General features: G+C 46.9%; 12 protein-coding genes and 1 pseudogene. 12 read left to right on the forward strand and 1 reads right to left on the reverse strand.

Going from position 1 to position 17,713, the window contains the following annotated elements:
• Nucleotides 1-91: 91 nt before the first annotated feature.
• Entirely contained in the window at nucleotides 92-541 is a 450-nt protein-coding gene (dksA, locus tag FHQ30_RS08145) for an RNA polymerase-binding protein DksA (RefSeq protein ID WP_139610505.1), read from the reverse strand.
• Nucleotides 542-899: 358 nt separating this feature from the next.
• Between dksA and FHQ30_RS08150 the strand changes: the two genes are divergently transcribed.
• The 12 genes and pseudogenes from FHQ30_RS08150 to FHQ30_RS08205 all read left to right on the forward strand — a co-directional run.
• Nucleotides 900-3,296, forward strand: coding sequence for a DNA internalization-related competence protein ComEC/Rec2 (locus tag FHQ30_RS08150; RefSeq protein WP_139610504.1), 2,397 nt, complete (start codon nucleotides 900-902; stop codon nucleotides 3,294-3,296).
• A gap of 55 nt (nucleotides 3,297-3,351) precedes the next feature.
• Nucleotides 3,352-5,100, forward strand: a complete 1,749-nt coding sequence (gene msbA, locus FHQ30_RS08155) for a lipid A ABC transporter ATP-binding protein/permease MsbA (RefSeq protein WP_139610503.1) — start codon at nucleotides 3,352-3,354, stop codon at nucleotides 5,098-5,100.
• A gap of 50 nt (nucleotides 5,101-5,150) precedes the next feature.
• Nucleotides 5,151-6,149, forward strand: a complete 999-nt coding sequence (lpxK, locus tag FHQ30_RS08160) for a tetraacyldisaccharide 4'-kinase (RefSeq protein ID WP_139610502.1) — start codon at nucleotides 5,151-5,153, stop codon at nucleotides 6,147-6,149.
• On the forward strand, nucleotides 6,139-6,339 hold the full coding sequence (locus FHQ30_RS08165) for a Trm112 family protein (protein ID WP_139610501.1): 201 nt from the start codon (nucleotides 6,139-6,141) through the stop codon (nucleotides 6,337-6,339). The genes lpxK and FHQ30_RS08165 overlap by 11 nt, the downstream gene beginning before the upstream one ends.
• 9 nt (nucleotides 6,340-6,348) lie before the next feature.
• Nucleotides 6,349-7,134: a 3-deoxy-manno-octulosonate cytidylyltransferase gene (gene kdsB / locus FHQ30_RS08170; protein ID WP_139610500.1), complete on the forward strand. Its 786-nt coding sequence runs from the start codon at nucleotides 6,349-6,351 to the stop codon at nucleotides 7,132-7,134.
• Between the two features lie 70 nt (nucleotides 7,135-7,204).
• Nucleotides 7,205-7,621, forward strand: a complete 417-nt coding sequence (locus FHQ30_RS08175) for a YidB family protein (protein ID WP_139610499.1) — start codon at nucleotides 7,205-7,207, stop codon at nucleotides 7,619-7,621.
• A 95-nt stretch (nucleotides 7,622-7,716) separates the two neighbouring features.
• A complete protein-coding gene (gene uvrC, locus FHQ30_RS08180) occupies nucleotides 7,717-9,543 on the forward strand; it encodes an excinuclease ABC subunit UvrC (protein ID WP_139610498.1) in 1,827 nt (608 codons plus the stop codon).
• 135 nt (nucleotides 9,544-9,678) lie between these two features.
• Nucleotides 9,679-11,004 carry a chromosome partition protein MukF gene (gene mukF, locus FHQ30_RS08185; protein ID WP_139610497.1) on the forward strand — a complete coding sequence of 442 codons (1,326 nt, stop codon included), beginning with the start codon at nucleotides 9,679-9,681 and terminating at the stop codon, nucleotides 11,002-11,004.
• A gap of 27 nt (nucleotides 11,005-11,031) precedes the next feature.
• Nucleotides 11,032-11,814, forward strand: coding sequence for a chromosome partition protein MukE (gene mukE, locus FHQ30_RS08190; protein ID WP_139610496.1), 783 nt, complete (start codon nucleotides 11,032-11,034; stop codon nucleotides 11,812-11,814).
• 86 nt (nucleotides 11,815-11,900) lie between these two features.
• Nucleotides 11,901-16,313 (forward strand): annotated as a pseudogene (gene mukB / locus FHQ30_RS08195) (chromosome partition protein MukB); the annotation flags it as partial.
• 70 nt (nucleotides 16,314-16,383) lie between these two features.
• Nucleotides 16,384-16,929 carry a protein adenylyltransferase Fic gene (gene fic, locus FHQ30_RS08200; protein ID WP_139610494.1) on the forward strand — a complete coding sequence of 182 codons (546 nt, stop codon included), beginning with the start codon at nucleotides 16,384-16,386 and terminating at the stop codon, nucleotides 16,927-16,929.
• A 66-nt stretch (nucleotides 16,930-16,995) separates the two neighbouring features.
• Nucleotides 16,996-17,713, forward strand: a 718-nt coding sequence (locus tag FHQ30_RS08205; protein WP_139625162.1) for a KilA-N domain-containing protein, incomplete at its 3' end; no start/stop codon positions are given.

Here is a 17,713-nt window from a genome sequence, read left to right on the forward strand (position 1 = left end):
ATATATAATCCGCCCCTACGTTGCCTCATCAAATATCTTTGTCAATGATCTGAGGCGCAAATTTTATTGCGCCTTTTTTCTCACTGTCGTCTTATTTGGAAATCTGTTTCTCGCGAATTTCTGCCAGCGTTTTGCAATCAATACATAAATCGGCTGTTGGACGGGCTTCTAACCGGCGAATACCAATTTCTACACCGCAAGATTCGCAATACCCAAAATCACCGGTTTCCAATTTAAGTAGGGTATGGTCAATTTTTTTCAACAATTTGCGCTCACGATCACGGTTGCGCAGCACCAGACTGAACTCTTCCTCTTGGGTGGCGCGATCGGCCGGATCCGGAAAATTAGCGGCTTCATCTTGCATCTGTGCCACCGTTTTTCCTGCTTCATTGACAATTTGTTCACGCCAGGCTGTCAGAATCTTTTTGAAATGAAGAAGCTGTTTTTCATTCATATATTCTTCACCTTCTTGCTCTTGATAAGGTTCCACACCTGCCAATGACAAAAGACTTAAAGATGTTTTTGCAGCTACTGAACTCATGCTGTTCTCCCGTAGTGGGTAACCTCAATCGGCGTATGCTAAGCCGATATTACCCGATTATTTTAGTCGAAAATAAGAAGAAATTTAGATGATAAAAATTTCACGCCTTTTTAAAGGCGATATAAATAGCAGATGTTAAATCTTTTGGCAAATAAAATGCGGAATGTAGCGGTATGATTTTTGTTCGATTAGATAAAAATATTAAAAAACAACCAGTTAAAAAAGTAAATAAAATCCATATTTTGCGAGCTAGATCGCAAAAATAAAGCGGCTGTTTTGGCGATTGCGGCTTTTTCTTAAAAAATGGATAGGGAGTAAATCTATCACGTAAAAATGCAGGGCTAAATGGGATGAATCAGTGAAATTACAACATGTTGCTGTTTGTTGGCTGTTGAGCCTGACGCAGATCGTTTGGCTTCCGGCGGATTGGCTAGGTTATCATGGGGTGTTGCTGCTGCTTGCGATATTGCCGTTAGTTTTGCTGTCAATGAGGCCGTTGCGCCGTCGATACCGCACTGGGTTGTGGTCGTTGTTTTTTATCTTATTGAGCGCTGCTTACCAACAGTATGAGATTGCTGCAACATTAAGCAAGGCTGAACAAATTGTGGCATTGCGGCAGCAAAATATCAATGTAGAATTTAAAATCATCGCACTGCGTCAGATGCTGCCAAACCGTAGTGTCACTGTGGTGGCACAAACGGATTTAGCCGATCAAGGCTTAGGTAAAATCAAGATTAATCTGAATTGGCAGTTAGATGAGCAACCGCACTTGGGGCAGGTTTGGCGTGCTAATTTGAAACTGCGCCCATTGAGCACGCGTTTGAACGATGGCGGATTTAACCGACAACGCTGGCTGTTATCACAGTCGATTTTAGCCAGTGCCGTGGTGAAGCAAGGGCAGTTATTATTCCAACAAAACAGTTGGCGACAGCAAAAATTGGCAAATGTTTTGGCAGAGACTGAAATGTTGCGTTATCAAGGCGTTATTCTGGCGTTGGCATTTGGTGAACGAGGCTGGATGAACGCTGACGATTGGCAAAAATTTCGTGAAAGCGGCACGGCACATTTGATTGCAATTTCCGGATTACATATTGGTTTGGTTGCTTGGCTCGGCTGGGGCGTAGCACGGTTATTGCAATTATTGCTAATCGGCCTCGGGTTAAAAATACAGTATGTGAGTTATCATGTTCCCTATTTAGCGGCGTTGTCCGCTGCGGTTTGCTATGCTTATCTAGCTGATTTTTTAATTCCGACCCAAAGGGCACTGTGGGCGTACTGTTTCTGGCTAGCTTTCATTTTTATGCGGATCCATCTACCGGCTTGGAAATTACTGCTGTTGATTGTGGCTTGGTTAAGCTTGATTGATCCGCTGAGTGTGCTCAATGAGAGCTTTTGGTTATCCTGTGGAACTGTTGCTCTATTGTGTTGCTATTATCACTGCGTTCCATTAGCGCCACTGTTACAAAAATGGCGCTGGCGCGGAAGGTCGTTAAAACAAGCCGTGCCGCCGTTGTACTGGCTGTGTGGCTTATTCCATTTGCAATTTGGTTTATTGCTGCTTTTTACGCCGTTGCAGTTGCTGCTGTTTAATGCGCTGCCAACGGGATCATTTTTGAGTAATCTACTGCTGGTGCCATTTTTCAGTTTTGTCATTATTCCGCTGATTCTGTTGGCGTTATTCAGTGGTGGTATGGTTTGGTCTTGGGTGGATAGCTTATTAGCACAAGCCTTGCTGTGGTTGGACGCGTTGCCCAATACTTATTTGACGCTTGCTGCCGACCAACAGTGGCTGATCATCACCGTCTGCTTGTCATTATTTCTACTCTTGTTAGGCTTAACACACCGATACCGCACGCTGAATTCAACAAGCGAACAAACTCAACAGTCTATTTCCGGGCGCAAGCCACTAGCCATTTGTACCCTATTAATTGTGCTGTGTTGCAGTAAATTATGGGCTATCACCGCATGCAAACCAGAGTGGAAACTGGTCATGCTCGATGTCGGGCAGGGCTTGGCGGTGTTGATCATCACTGAGCGGTCTGCCACCCTGTTTGATACCGGGCAGGCATGGCAGGGCGGCAGTATGGCAGAGACAGAAATCTTACCGTTTTTACGGCGGAGTGGCTTACAGTTGGAGCAGTTGATTATCAGCCATGATGATAATGATCACGCCGGTGGTGCTGAGATTCTGCTGAAGCATTTTCCAAGTGCGGTATTATTCAACAGCTCCGAACGTGATTATGGCGCCAAGCAGCAACAGCCTTGTATTCAGGGGCAAAGTTGGGCGTGGCGAGAGTTCCGTTTTGAGGTGTTTGCGCCGTCACAACTCAGCAAGATTGCCAAAAATCGGGATTCGTGCGTCTTGTTGGTCACTCGAGGCAAAGTGCGGTTTGTGCTGAGTGGTGATGTTTATCAGGCAACAGAAAACCGGATTGCGCCATCGATCGGCAAAGTCGATTGGCTGCAAGTCGGGCACCACGGCAGTAACACCTCCAGTGGCTGGCTGTGGCTGAAACATTTGCAGCCGCAGCTGTCGTTGATCTCCAGCGGTTTATATAACCAGTGGAATTTACCGCACTTTGCCACACAGAACCGTCTGCAACAGATCCAAAGTGCGGTCTATAACACCGCAACGGACGGACAAATTACGCTGGGCGTGACCCAAGATCAATGGCAGATTTCAACACAACGAGGTGGGGTAATCCCTTGGTATCACATAATTATTGGCTTAGAAAAGGAAATACAGTTAGAATAACCTCATTTTAACGCTTAGCTGAGCGCGAGCGATATGTAATGGAAATAATGACTTGATGGAAGACAAAGACTTTTCGACAGCAAAAACCTTTAAACGCCTGTGGCCAATGATTTTACCTTTCAAATCCGGATTAATTGTAGCGGCGATTGCTTTGATTATCAATGCTCTAACCGATGCAGGTTTAATCTCGATGCTTAAGCCATTGCTGGATGACGGTTTTGGTAAAGCCGATACCGATTTTCTAAAAATGATGGCGGTGGTGGTGGTGGTGTTGATTTTCTTTCGCGGGCTGAGCAATTTCATCTCAACGTACTGTTTGGCATGGGTGTCGGGCAAGGTGATTATGAATATCCGTCGCCGCCTGTTTAGACACATGATGTTTATGCCGGTCTCCTTTTTTGACAATAATTCATCCGGTAAACTACTGTCGCGTATCACTTACGATTCTGAGCAGGTGGCGTCTTCCGCTTCAGGGGCATTAGTGACTATCGTACGCGAAGGGGCGTATCTATTGTCGTTGCTCGGGGTAATGATTTATACCAGCTGGCAGCTGTCGGTGGTGCTGTTTGTTATCGGTCCGATTATTGCGATCCTGATTCGTCTGGTGTCAAAGCATTTTCGCCGCCTCAGCAAAAATATGCAAACGTCGATGGGAGAACTGACCTCTTCAGCAGAGCAGATGCTGAAAGGGCATAAGGTGGTGTTGTCGTTTGGTGGACAAAAAGTCGAGGAAGATCGTTTCAATCACGTCAGCAACGATATGCGTCGTAAAGGCATGAAAATGATGATGGCATCGGCGATCAGCGATCCGGTGGTGCAGATTATCGCCTCGTTTGCGCTCGCCATCGTGCTGTATCTGGCGACTATTCCAAGCATTATGAGCCAAAATCTGACAGCCGGCGCATTCACCGTGGTGTTTTCTTCGATGCTGGCGATGATGAAGCCCTTGAAATCCTTAACTAATGTTAATGCCCAGTTTCAGCGCGGCATGGCAGCTTGTCAGACATTGTTCAGCATTATGGATCTGCCGCTGGAAAAAGATAATGGCACAGTTAGTGTCGAAAAAGTGCAGGGCAATATCAGCTTTGACAATGTCAGCTTCCATTATGAAGGCAAAGAGAACAACGTACTGCAAAATGTTTCGTTCGAGGTGCAAGCCGGCAGCACAGTTGCCTTAGTCGGTCGTTCCGGATCCGGCAAATCGACGATTGCGAATCTAATCACCCGGTTTTATGATGTTGAACAGGGCGAAATTCGCTTAGACGGACGTAATATCCAAGATTACACCTTACAGAACTTGCGCACCCATTGTGCAGTGGTGTCGCAACAGGTGCATTTGTTTAATGATACGGTGGCGAATAATATTGCGTATGCCGCCAATGAAAAATACACACGCGAACAGATCATCGAAGCTGCCAGAGCCTCGCATTGTCTGGAGTTTATCGAGGCATTACCGCAAGGCATAGACACCGAAATCGGTGAAAACGGCGTGATGTTGTCCGGTGGGCAGAGGCAACGTTTGGCAATTGCACGGGCGTTGTTGCGTAATGCAACCGTTCTGATTTTAGATGAAGCTACTTCAGCGTTGGACACTGAATCTGAACGGGCTATTCAAGCGGCAATCGACGAACTGCGTCATGACCGCACGATTATTGTCATCGCCCATCGCTTATCAACCATTGAAAATGCGGATGAAATTTTGGTTATCGATCATGGCAAAGTGGTTGAGCGTGGCACACACAAACAGTTGCTGGCAGCAGGAAGTGCATATTCGCAGCTGCACAAACTGCAATTCAGCCAGTAAATCAAACAAGCAATTGAGCAAGTAATCGAGCAAAGAAAGGATATTGTAGTATGAATTTTTGGTACCAAAAAACGCTCTCGGCATGGCTGCTGGCGGGTTTGCTTTCTCCTTTGGCTTTACTGTTTTGGGGGATTACCGCACTTCGTCGTGTGGCATATCGCTTTGGAATATTTAAATCTTGGCGAGCGCCACTGCCGGTGGTGATCGTCGGTAATTTGTCGGTCGGCGGCAATGGCAAAACACCGTTTGTCATTTGGCTGGCGCGCCGCTTACAGCAACAAGGCTTAAGAGTGGGGGTGATTTCACGTGGTTACAGTGGCGAAATGAAACAATACCCGCAATTGGTGTGTGCTAATGCGGATACGATGGAAGTCGGTGATGAATCGGTGTTGATCGCACGTCGCAGCGGTGCAAAAATCGCAATCTGTGCCAATCGGCGTCAAAGTATTGAATTACTGTGCAAGGCATACCATATTGATGTGATTTTGAGCGATGATGGTTTGCAGCATTACGCCCTACAGCGTGATATTGAAATCGTTATTGTTGATGCCGAACGGCGCTTCGGCAACGGTTTTTTATTACCGGCAGGACCGTTACGCGAACTGACGGGACGTTTAAAAAGTGTGGATGCGGTGGTCTGTAATGGTGAGCATCCACAGCCCGGTGAAATTCAGATGCGGTTACAAGGTGAAGTGGCGGTTAATTTGCTGACGCAAGAAGAGCGTTTATTGAGTGACTTTGCCGAGCAGCCGATCGTTGCGATGGCTGCGATTGGTAATCCAAACCGCTTTTTTACCACGTTACAACGTCACGGATTAAATATTGTTAAACAAAAAGCCTTTATTGACCATGCTAAATTTTCACAAGAAAAGTTGGTTTCCCTTGCCAGCCCGCAACAAATTTTGCTGATGACCGAAAAAGATGCCGTGAAATGCAGCAAATTTGCCCGTGAAAACTGGTGGTATGTACCGGTCGACGCGGTATTAGATCCGTCGATTGAAGATGTGGTCAATAAAATCATGCACAAGGTGAAAAAAAATGAACACTAAGTTGCTACAGGTTGTCGCCTGTCCACGTTGTCACGCTAAATTACAATATGATCAGCCACACCAGCGTTTAATTTGTGAATTTGAACATCTGGCCTATCCGATTAAAAACGGAATTCCTGTGCTGTTACCGGAAAGTGCGGTAGCATTGACAATGGATGAACAACCACTCAATAAAAAAACACTCAAATAGGGAGCTGTGATGCAAAGATTTAGTGTCATTATTCCTGCCCGTTTTGCTTCTTCACGCTTGCCGGGTAAGCCGCTGGCAGATATTGCCGGCAAACCGATGATTCAACACGTTTGGCAGCAGGCAAAAAAATCCGGCGCTGAACGGATTATCGTGGCGACCGATCATGCAGAAGTGGCAGCCGTGGCTGCTGCTTTCGGTGCGGAAGTTTGCATGACTTCAGAACAACACAATTCGGGCACTGAACGTTTAGCCGAAGTCGTAACAAAGTGCGGTTTGGCGGACGATGAAGTGATTGTGAATGTGCAAGGTGACGAACCGCTGATTCCGCCATCGATTATCCGGCAAGTGGCGCAAAATCTAGTAAATAACACCGTCAATATGGCAACATTAGCCGTGAAAATTGAAGAAACAGACGAGCTGTTTAATCCAAATGTGGTGAAAGTGCTGACCGATAAAAACGGATTGGTGTTGTATTTCTCCAGAGCGGTGATTCCTTGGGATCGCGATCAATTTGCGCTATTCAAACAAGGCAAGATTCAAGCAGCGGATTTAGATTTAGCGAAAAACCACTATTTACGCCATATCGGATTATACGCTTATCGCGCCGGTTTTATCCGGCAATATGTGCAGTGGCAGCCGACCGCACTTGAGCAAATCGAATCGCTTGAGCAGCTGCGGGTACTGTGGTACGGCGAAAAAATTCATCTACAGCTGGCTGATGAAGTGCCGGCTGTGGGTGTTGATACCTTTGACGATCTTGAAAAAGTTCGCCAGATTTTAGGCGCAGGAAGATAACCCTTCCTAACCTAATCCATCAGCATGAACAGCGATGTTAATGCAGTAAAATGTAAATTAAGGAAACACAATGTTAGATAAAATTTTAGGCTCAGTCGTATCCAGTGTATTAGGTGGTGAAGCCGGGAAACAAGGGCAAGCAATGGCAGTCATTAATGCCTTACTATCCTCGCAAGGCGGCATTCAAGGGATTTTAGCCAAGTTCCAACAGGGCGGTTTGGACGATTTGTTGCAATCGTGGTTGGGAACTGGTGAGAATAAAAGCATTTCTCCGACTCAGGTTGAAGATGTGTTTGGCAAACAAGAGCTGCAACAAGCCGCGCAGCAAGCCGGGATACAAGATGAAACACAGGCATCTGATCTGTTGTCACAATTTTTACCACAGATTGTGGATAAACTGAGCCCAAATGGTGCTATTGATAATAACCTTTCAGGGGATCTGTTATCAAAAGGCATTCAGTCTGTTTTGGGCAATCTGTTTAAATAAACAATTGGCTTAAGCTAGTCATATCTTATCGGGGCGGGTTAACTATCCGTCCTTGATGTATCTGTTCCACATCCTATTTCAACAGTGAATCCACCATGTTTGACGCCAAACGTTTTCTTGCCGAAGTCACCAGTGAACCCGGAGTTTACCGAATGTATGATGATAAAAATACGATCATCTATGTCGGTAAAGCCAAAGATCTGAAAAAACGTCTGGCCAGTTATTTTCGCAAAAATGTATCGAGTAAAAAAACGGAAGCCTTAGTATCGGTGATCGCCAATATTGATGTCACCGTTACCCACTCGGAAACGGAAGCACTGCTGCTAGAGCACAATTACATTAAGCAATATCAACCCAAATACAACGTATTGCTGCGTGATGACAAATCCTATCCGTTTATTTTACTGACCAAAGAGCGTCATCCACGCTTAACGGCATTTCGCGGCAGTAAAAAAGCAAGCGGGGATTACTTCGGACCTTATCCCAATGCCGGTGCGGTACGCGAAACCTTATCACTGATTCAAAAACTGTTTCCGGTGCGTCAGTGTGAAGATACGACTTATCGCAACCGCTCGCGCCCCTGCCTGCAATACCAAATCGGACGTTGTTCGGCACCTTGCGTCAGCGGTTATGTCAGTGACGAAGAGTATAATCGGCAAGTCAATTACGTCCGCCTGTTTTTGCAAGGCAAAGATCAACAAGTGCTGCAACATTTGGTTGAACAGATGGAACAAGCCAGTCAACAACTGAATTTTGAGAAAGCCGCACTTTACCGTGATCAGATTCAAGCTGTGCGTGCGGTCACTGAACAACAGTTTATTTCCAACCAAAATACCGATGATCTGGATATTATTGCAATCGCCTATCAGCACGGTATCGCTTGTATTCATGTCATGTTTATTCGTCAAGGCAAAGTGCTCGGCAGTCGCAGCTATTTTCCGAAAATTCCAAGTCATACCGCACTTGACGAGGTGAGCGAAACCTTTTTCGGGCAGTTTTATCTGCAAGCCGGGCAAGGCAGAACCATTCCGAAAAAAATTATTACCAACCGCCAACTGGAACAAAAATCAGCCTTAGAACAGCTGTTAAGTCAACAAGCCGGATTCAGCGTGAGTATTCAAGACAATGCCAAAGGCAAACAGTCTAAATTTTTACATCTGGCACAAATGAATGCCGAGATTGCGCTGACCGATCAGCTGAAACAGAGCGGACGAATCAAAGAGCGGTATCAAGCCCTGGGCGAACTGTTACAGCTGCCTTCAATCCGCCGCATGGAGTGCTTTGATATCAGCCATACCATGGGTGAACAAACGGTCGCCTCTTGTGTGGTGTTCAATCAGGAAGGTCCGTATAAAGCCGATTACCGCCGCTTTAATATTGATGGAATTACCCCCGGAGATGATTATGCCGCCATGGAAAAAGCATTACTAAAACGCTACAACAAGCCGCTGGAGCCTGAAAAAATTCCTGATATCATCTTCATTGACGGTGGTAAAGGGCAGTTGAACCGTGCTTTGGAAGTCTTTGACAAACTGCAAGTTGAGTGGGATAAAAATCACCCTTTGTTAATCGGGGTAGCCAAAGGAGAAGATCGTAAAGCCGGTTTGGAAACTTTGATTATCAGTAAAGGCGCACGTGAACTGCATTTGCCTGCCGACAGTTTGGCACTGCATTTGATTCAACATATTCGTGACGAATCCCATCGTCATGCTATCGGCGGGCATCGTAAAAAACGTCAAAAAGCCTTTGCTCAAAGCGGGCTGGAGTCGATTGAAGGCATCGGCAGCAAACGCCGTCAAGCGCTGCTGAAATATCTTGGTGGTATGCAGGGCGTTAAAGCGGCGACGTTGGAGGAGTTGGCAAGTGTGCCGGGGATCTCGCACAAAATGGCAGAAACGTTGTTTGAACGTTTACGTGAATAACGGCGAAATCTTGTTTTCGGCCACATAAATCACAGAAGCGCAGAGTTGATCATGCAATTCCGCTCTACTTATACTATAATATTGCTTTTTAATTGATACGATTAGCATTATTTCACCTGAATTCGAGTACCGATTATGACTGAAACGGCACAAACTATTCCTGAATTGGCAAGTTGGGCTAAACAACGTGAATTTTCGCTGAATCTGCCGACTGAGCGTTTAGCTTTTCTGCTGACGATTGCGATTTACAATAACGAACGGATCGATGGTGAGATGATCGAACACGATCTGATTGATATGTTCCGTTTGGTGTCGAATGAATTCGGCTTGGCGGAAGAAACCGTGCCGCAGCGTGCCAACAACGCAATTAACGAACTGGTGAAACAGCGTTTTTTAAACCGCTTCAGCAGTGAATTCACCGAAGGGCTTTCCATTTACCGCTTAACGCCGCTCGGCGTGGGCGTGTCCGATTACTATATCCGCCAACGCGAATTTTCCGCCTTGCGCCTGTCGGTGCAGCTCTCGATTGTGGCGGACGAAATCCAGCGCGCATCGTCTGCCGCCGAAGAAGACGGCGATGAACACCATTGGCGCAGAAATGTGTACGCCCCGTTAAAATATTCGGTGGCGGAGATTTTCGACAGCATTGACTTATCGCAACGAATTATGGACGAAAATCAGCAGGGGATTAAAGAACAGATCGCCGAATTGCTGACCAAAGACTGGCAAGCGGCGTTGCTCAGTTGCGAACAGTTATTGGACGAAACCTCAGGCAATCTGCGTGAATTGCAAGACACGCTCAATGCCGCCGGCGATAAATTGCAGGCGCAACTGCTGCGGATTGAGGATTGTATTATCGGGCGTGCCGAATTGGATTTTGTTGGGCAACTGATTGTCAATCTGCAAGCCAAACTGGATCGTATTATCAGCTGGGGACAACAGGCGATTGACCTGTGGATCGGCTATGACCGCCATGTACATAAATTTATTCGTACCGCGATTGATATGGATAAAAACCGCGTCTTCTCGCGTCGCCTGCGCCAATCCATTCACCACTATTTTGATGCGCCTTGGTATCTGTGGACCACCCAAGCCGAACGCTTGGTCGATTTGCGTGATGAGGAGTTGACCCTCAGCGATGAAGATGCCCTAGGTGAACTGCCGGAAGAACTGCAATACGAATCCTTATCCGATCTGCACGAGCAGATCGTGGAACAGATGCAAAGCCTGTTAATCCGCTACCGTGAACACAACCAACCGATTGATCTCAGCCAAGTCCTGCGCCAACAACTGGAAAACTATCCGCTGTCGCGCCATTTTGATGTGGCACGGATTATTGTCGATCAAGCGGTGCGCCTCGGCATGGCAAGCGACGATTTCTCAGCGGTCTATCCGCAATGGCAAGCGATCAATCCACACGGCGCCGAAGTGCAAGCCAATGTGATTGACGGTTATAAATAATTTTTCTGCTAAATGAACGAACTCACTATGATAAATCAGACCCCTGAAGTAATGCCAACCAAACTCGCCACTGCAATTGCCAATCCGCTGTTTCCACTGGTGGACAGCCTGCTGCGTGCCGGCCGCCATATCAGCCTTGAGGATTTGGACAATCACGCTTTTTTGATGGATTTTCAATATGAACTGGAAAGTTTTTACCGCCGTTATAACGTTGAACTGATTCGTGCGCCGGAAGGCTTTTTCTACCTACGTCCGAAATCCAGCACTTTGATTGGGCGCAGCGTGTTGAGCGAATTGGAGATGTTGGTCGGCAAAGTCCTGTGCTATCTCTACCTCAGCCCGGAACGGCTAGCACAGCAAGGCATTTTCAGCAGCGAAGAAGTGTATGACGAGCTGTTGAATCTGGCTGACGAAAGCAAATTGCTGAAAGCCGTGAATCAGCGTTCGTCCGGTTCGGATTTAGACAAGCAAAAACTGGCGGAAAAAATGCGTGCCGCCTTAAACCGTTTACGTCGTTTGGGCATGATTACCAGCGTCGGTGATCAATACAGCGGCAAGTTTGTAATCTCCGAATCTGTGTTCCGTTTCGGTGCGGAAGTGCGGTCGGGCGATGATCCGCTTGAAGCGCAACTGCGTTTAATCCGTGACGGTGAAGCCGCTAATGCAGATTCGCTAAAAGAAGAAAAACAAGCGAAGAAAACCGCACTGGAGCCAGAAAATAGCGATCTTGATAACGAAGCCGAAAACGAAGATGAAAACGAATTTGATGATGAAATCGACAGCAATGATGAACAAGGGGATCGTGAATAATGTCAGAATTTGAAAACGAACAACGGCTGAACCAAGTTGAAAAAACGACTTCAGATAACGTCCTTGTCACATCAACCCCGGTGCAAAGTGCGGTCGAGCGCGGTAAATTCCGCTCGCTGACCTTGATCAACTGGAACGGTTTTTTTGCGCGTACCTTTGATTTGGACGAATTGGTTACCACGCTGTCCGGTGGTAACGGGGCAGGGAAATCCACCACCATGGCAGGGTTTGTCACCGCATTGATTCCGGATTTAACCCTGTTGCATTTCCGCAACACCACCGAAGCCGGCGCTACCAGCGGTTCGCGCGATAAAGGCTTGCACGGCAAATTGCGGCCGGGCGTGTGTTATGCGGCGTTGGATACGCTCAATTCACGTAATCAGCGTGTGCTGGTCGGAGTGCGTTTGCAGCAAGTTGCCGGGCGAGATAAAAAAGTCGATATCAAATCGTTCTCGATCCAAGGCTTGCCGTTAGCGGTGGATCCGACCGCACTTTTCACCGAAGTGGTGAATGAAAAACAAGCAAAAGTGCTGGCGTTAAATGAATTAAAAGAGAAAGCCGAGCAGAACGGGGCGCAGCTGAAACAGTATCATTCGGTGACTGACTACCACAGCATGATGTTTGAGTTGGGGATTATTCCGAAACGCTTGCGCTCATCATCAGATCGCAGCAAATTCTACAAATTGATCGAAGCCTCGCTCTACGGCGGGATTTCCAGTGCAATCACCCGTTCCTTACGTGACTATTTATTGCCGGAAAATCTGGGGGTGCGCAAAGCATTTCAGGATATGGAAGCGGCATTGCGTGAAAACCGCATGACCTTGGAAGCGATTAAAGTCACCCAAGCGGATCGCGATTTGTTCAAGCATTTGATTAACGAATCCACTGCCTACGTTGCCGCCGATTATATGCGCAACGCCAACGACCGCCGTCACAATATCGACAACGCCTTGAGTTTCCGCCGTGCCTTATTCAGCGCTAAACAGGAACAAACTTTTTCCGCACAAAAACTGATTGAACTCAGTCGTGAAGCGGCGGATTTGGCAGAAAGTGAAAAACGCTTGGAAGTGGATCATCAAAGTGCGGTCGATCACCTGAATTTGGTGCAAAACGTATTGCGCCATCAGGAAAAAATCAATCGCTATCAAGACGATGTCAACGAATTGCGCGAAAAACTGGAAGAGCAGCAAATTGTGGTCGAAACCGCTGCCGAGCAGTTGGAAGAGGCACAACACCGGGTTGAACAGGGCGAGATTGAAATCGATCAGGTGCGCGGACAACTGGCGGATTACCAACAGGCACTGGACGCACAACAAACCCGTGCTTTGCAGTATCAGCAAGCGGTGAAGGCGTTGGAGAAAGCCAAAGCGGTGTGTGGCTTAAACGATTTGGCGTTGAAAAATATCGAACAGTATCACCAAGAGTTTGAAGATCAAGTCGAAGAGTTGACGGCGAACGTATTGCAGTTGGAACAACGGATGTCAGTGTCTGATGCCGCCAAATCGCAGTTTGACAAAGCCTATCGTTTGCTGACGGAGATCGTCGGCGACGTGCCGCGTTCTGCCGCATGGGAGCAGGCGAAAACCTTATTGGCGGACTATCTGCAACAGAAAGCGCAGGCGCAAAGTGCGGTCGGCTTACGCAGCCAAGTCAATGAATTGGAACAACGTTTACAAGCGCAAAACAGCGCCAAGCAACTGTTGCAAGAGTTTAATCAGCGTAGTGGTTTGGGGTTAAGTGACCCGCAAGCGCTGGACGAATTCCACTTGCAACAACAAGATTTAGTCGATGAACTGAGCCACCATCTTGCCGAACAGGGTGAGCAGCGTTCCGCTTTACGTCAAAAACGTGAGCAACTGACCGCACTTTATCAAGAAAACGAGCGCAAAGCCCCGGCGTGGCTGACGGCGCAATCGGCGTTGGAACGCTTGAGCGAACAGAGCGGACAGCAATTCGGTGACAGCCAAGATGTGATGGACTTTATGCAGTTGCAACTGGAAAAAGAGCGTGAGCACACCATGGCACGCGATCAGTTGCAGTTGCAAAAGCAGCAGTTGGAACAGCAAATCAGCCGTTTAAGCCAGCCGGACGGTTCGGAAGATCACCGCTTGAATGCCCTTGCCGAGCGTTTCGGCGGCGTGTTGCTGTCGGAGTTGTATGATGATGTGCCGCTCGACGATGCACCGTATTTCTCTGCATTATACGGTCCGGCACGCCATGCGATTGTGGTGCGCGATCTGGACGCTGTGAAAAAACAGTTGGAAAATATTGAGGACTGCCCGGACGACCTCTATTTAATCGAAGGCGATCCGGCAGCGTTTGACGACAATGTGTTTTCTGCACAAGAGCTGGACAGCGGTGTGGTGGTTCAAGTTTCGGAGCGGGAAGTGCGCTATTCCAAATTTCCTGAAATTCCGCTGTTCGGACGAGCGGCACGGGAAAAACGCTTGGAAGATTTGGCCGGTGAGCTGGACGAAATTAACGAACAGCACGCCCAGCGCTCTTTTGATGTGCAAAAATGCCAACGTCTGCACCAGCAATTCAGCCAGTTTGTCGGCTTGCATTTGGCGTTGGCGTTCTTGCCTGATCCTGAACAGGAAATGAAGCAAATCAACGCCCAGCGCAACGAATTGGATCGTGAACTCAACCAATTAACCACTGGCGAACAGCAAGTGCGGTTGCAACTGAGCGAAAGCAAAGAGCTGGTGCGCCTGTTAAATAAACTGTCGCCACAATTCAATCTGTTAGCTGATGACACTTTGCAAGATCGGATTGAGGAATATCGCGAACAGTTGTTAAATGCCGAGCAAGATGTGCAGTTCGTGCGCCAGTTCGGACAGCAGTTGCAACAGCTTGAACCGATTGCCGCCAGTTTGCAAAGCGATCCGCAAAATTATGAAACATTGAAAAATGATTACCAAACCACGGTTGATCAACAAAAACGGGCACAACAATGTTTTTATGCGCTGTCGGATGTGCTGCAACGGCGCGCCCATTTCGATTATGAACAGCAGCTGCAAAGCGAAGGCTCAGAGCTGAACGAGCAGTTGCGCCAACGTTTGCAACAGTTGCAGCAACAACGGGAGCAGCAACGCAATCAACTGCAACAGAAACAGAAACAGTTTGCCGAATTTAACCAAGTACAAATTTCGTTACGCAGTTCGCTGGACGCGAAAAATCATATGTTGCTCGAGCTGTTGGAAGAGGTGGATAAAATCGGCGGACGTGCCGACGAAGGCGCGGAACAGCGTGCGTTACAACGGCGCGATGAGTTGCATCAAACCCTGTCACAAAGCCGTCAACGCCGCCATTATGTGGAAAAACAGCTGACCTTGTTAGAAGCAGAAGGTGAGAATTTGGTGCGCAGTATCCGCAAATCCGAACGGGATTACCGCAGCCAACGTGAGCTGGTGGTGGCGGCAAAAGTGAGTTGGTGCGTGGTGTTGCGTTTGTCACGCAACAGCGATGTGGAACGGCGTTTGAATAAACGTGAACTGGCGTATCTCTCCGCCGACGAATTGCGTTCGATGTCGGATAAAGCCTTGGGTGCCTTGCGCACTGCGGTTGCCGATAACGAGTATCTGCGTGATGCCTTGCGTTTGTCGGAAGACAGCCGCAAACCGGAAAACAAAGTGCGGTTTTTTATTGCAGTGTATCAACATCTGCGCGAACGGATTCGGCAGGATATTATCAAAACCGACGATCCGATTGATGCGATTGAGCAAATGGAAATCGAATTGTCACGTTTGACCGAAGAGCTGACCAACCGCGAACGCAAATTGGCGATCAGCAGCGAAAGTGTCGCCAATATCATGCGCAAAACCATTCAACGCGAACAAAACCGGATTCGTATGTTGAACCAAGGTTTGCAAAATATCGCTTTCGGACAGGTGAAATCGGTGCGTTTGGTGGTGAATATCCGTGATACCCATGCGATCTTACTGAATGCGTTATCGGGCGAGCAGGACGATTACCAAGATCTGTTCAACAATAATCAAATCACCTTCTCCGAAGCCTTGGCGAAACTGTATCAGCGGGTTAATCCGCATATTGATATGGGACAACGTACCGCACAAACCATTGGTGAAGAGTTGTTGGATTACCGTAACTACCTTGATCTGGAAGTGGAAGTGTATCGCGGTGCAGACGGCTGGTTACGTGCGGAAAGCGGCGCGTTATCTACTGGGGAAGCCATCGGTACAGGGATGTCGATCCTGTTGATGGTGGTGCAAAGTTGGGAAGAAGAGAGCCGCCGCATTCGCAGCAAAGATATTCTGCCGTGCCGCTTGTTGTTCCTCGACGAAGCCGCCCGCCTCGACGCCAAATCGATCTCAACCCTGTTCGAACTGTGTGAACGCCTTGATATGCAGCTGCTGATCGCCGCGCCTGAAAATATCAGCCCGGAAAAAGGCACCACCTACAAACTGGTGCGTAAAATCGCCCACAACCATGAATACGTTCATGTGGTCGGTTTGCGTGGGTTTGGGGCGACGGAGTAGGGCAAAGTGCGGTTGTGAATTGTAGGGGCGTATTCTGTACGCCCTAAATCTTTTTTTGAGTGTAGAACAGATGAACACACAACAAATCGATCAACTCAGTAAACAAAAAGCCTATTATCTGTATGATTCCGGGGCGATTCATCGGTTGCAAATCGGCACGACTAAAGGCTTGCAGCAAATTCACCGTTATTTATTTGACGGCTTATATGACTTTGCCGGTCAGATTCGTGAGTTAAATATCTCAAAAAGCAATTTTCGTTTTGCTCATGCGTTATATCTCAAAGCCGCACTGGCGGCGATTGAAAAAATGCCTGAAAACAGTTTTGAACAAATTATCGAAAAATATGTGGAGATGAATGTAGCGCACCCGTTTTTAGAGGGCAATGGGCGCTCAACCCGCATTTGGCTCGATCTGCTTTTTAAAAAACGTTTAGGCAAAGTGGTTGATTGGGAAAAGGCGGATAAGCATGTATATTTACAGGCGATGGAACGCAGCCCGGTAAATGATTTGGAAATCCGATTTCTATTGCAAAATGCCTTAACCGATAAAATCGATGATCGTGCAGTGTTTATGAAAGGGATTGAACAGTCGTATTATTATGAACAAGCAGAATGACCGCACTTTGTCAAAGTGCGAATTTTGCATGGGAAACAAAGAAAATCGCAATAAAAGGAGTTTATTTTGTCGCTGATAAAAAAGGATCAGATCTCGGCGAAAGGACTGACGATTCAAGTCTATACTGAGGATTTAAAAAATGATTATATCAGTTTAACCGACATTGCACGGTATAAAAATGTTGCTGAGCCGAATGTGGTTGTTGCAAATTGGATTAGAAACTACAACACCATAGAATACCTAGGGATTTGGGAACGGTTAAACAATGATAATTTTAACCCCCTCGAATTCGAGGGGTTTTTAAAAGAAGCAGGCAGTAATACTTTTACTTTATCTCCACTTAAATGGATAAATACGACTGGAGCGATAGGTTTATATGTAAAAGTAGGACGTGGCGGTGGTACTTTTGCTCATAAAGATATTGCATTTAAGTTTGCTTCTTGGATTTCGGCAGAGTTTGAACTTTATATTATTAAAGATTACCAACGTTTAAAGAATGATGAAAACTCCAAACTCTCTTTAAATTGGAATTTACATCGAGAAATTTCAAAGATTAATTATAAAATTCATACTGATGCAATAAAAACATATTTATTGGCAGATTTAACAAAGGAACAATTATCTTATCAAGATGCCAGTGAAGCGGATATGTTAAATGTTGCATTATTTAATAAACCGGCTAAACAATGGCGTGTGGAAAATCCTAAGCTAAAAGGCAATATGCGTGACTATGCCAGTTTGAGCGAGCTTTTGGTGCTTGCGAATATGGAAAGTTACAATGCTA

This window comes from Testudinibacter sp. 'clade 2', from assembly GCF_006227735.1.
Taxonomy (GTDB): Bacteria; Pseudomonadota; Gammaproteobacteria; order Enterobacterales; family Pasteurellaceae; genus Chelonobacter.

Bases quoted from the DNA above. Each gene is read 5' to 3' on its own strand.
- dksA (WP_139610505.1), bottom strand. From the start codon at position 541: ATGAGTTCAGTAGCTGCAAAAACATCTTTAAGTCTTTTGTCATTGGCA.
- msbA (WP_139610503.1), top strand. From the start codon at position 3,352: ATGGAAGACAAAGACTTTTCGACAGCAAAAACCTTTAAACGCCTGTGG.
- lpxK (WP_139610502.1), top strand. From the start codon at position 5,151: ATGAATTTTTGGTACCAAAAAACGCTCTCGGCATGGCTGCTGGCGGGT.
- FHQ30_RS08165 (WP_139610501.1), top strand. From the start codon at position 6,139: ATGAACACTAAGTTGCTACAGGTTGTCGCCTGTCCACGTTGTCACGCT.
- kdsB (WP_139610500.1), top strand. From the start codon at position 6,349: ATGCAAAGATTTAGTGTCATTATTCCTGCCCGTTTTGCTTCTTCACGC.
- FHQ30_RS08175 (WP_139610499.1), top strand. From the start codon at position 7,205: ATGTTAGATAAAATTTTAGGCTCAGTCGTATCCAGTGTATTAGGTGGT.
- uvrC (WP_139610498.1), top strand. From the start codon at position 7,717: ATGTTTGACGCCAAACGTTTTCTTGCCGAAGTCACCAGTGAACCCGGA.
- mukF (WP_139610497.1), top strand. From the start codon at position 9,679: ATGACTGAAACGGCACAAACTATTCCTGAATTGGCAAGTTGGGCTAAA.
- mukE (WP_139610496.1), top strand. From the start codon at position 11,032: ATGATAAATCAGACCCCTGAAGTAATGCCAACCAAACTCGCCACTGCA.
- fic (WP_139610494.1), top strand. From the start codon at position 16,384: ATGAACACACAACAAATCGATCAACTCAGTAAACAAAAAGCCTATTAT.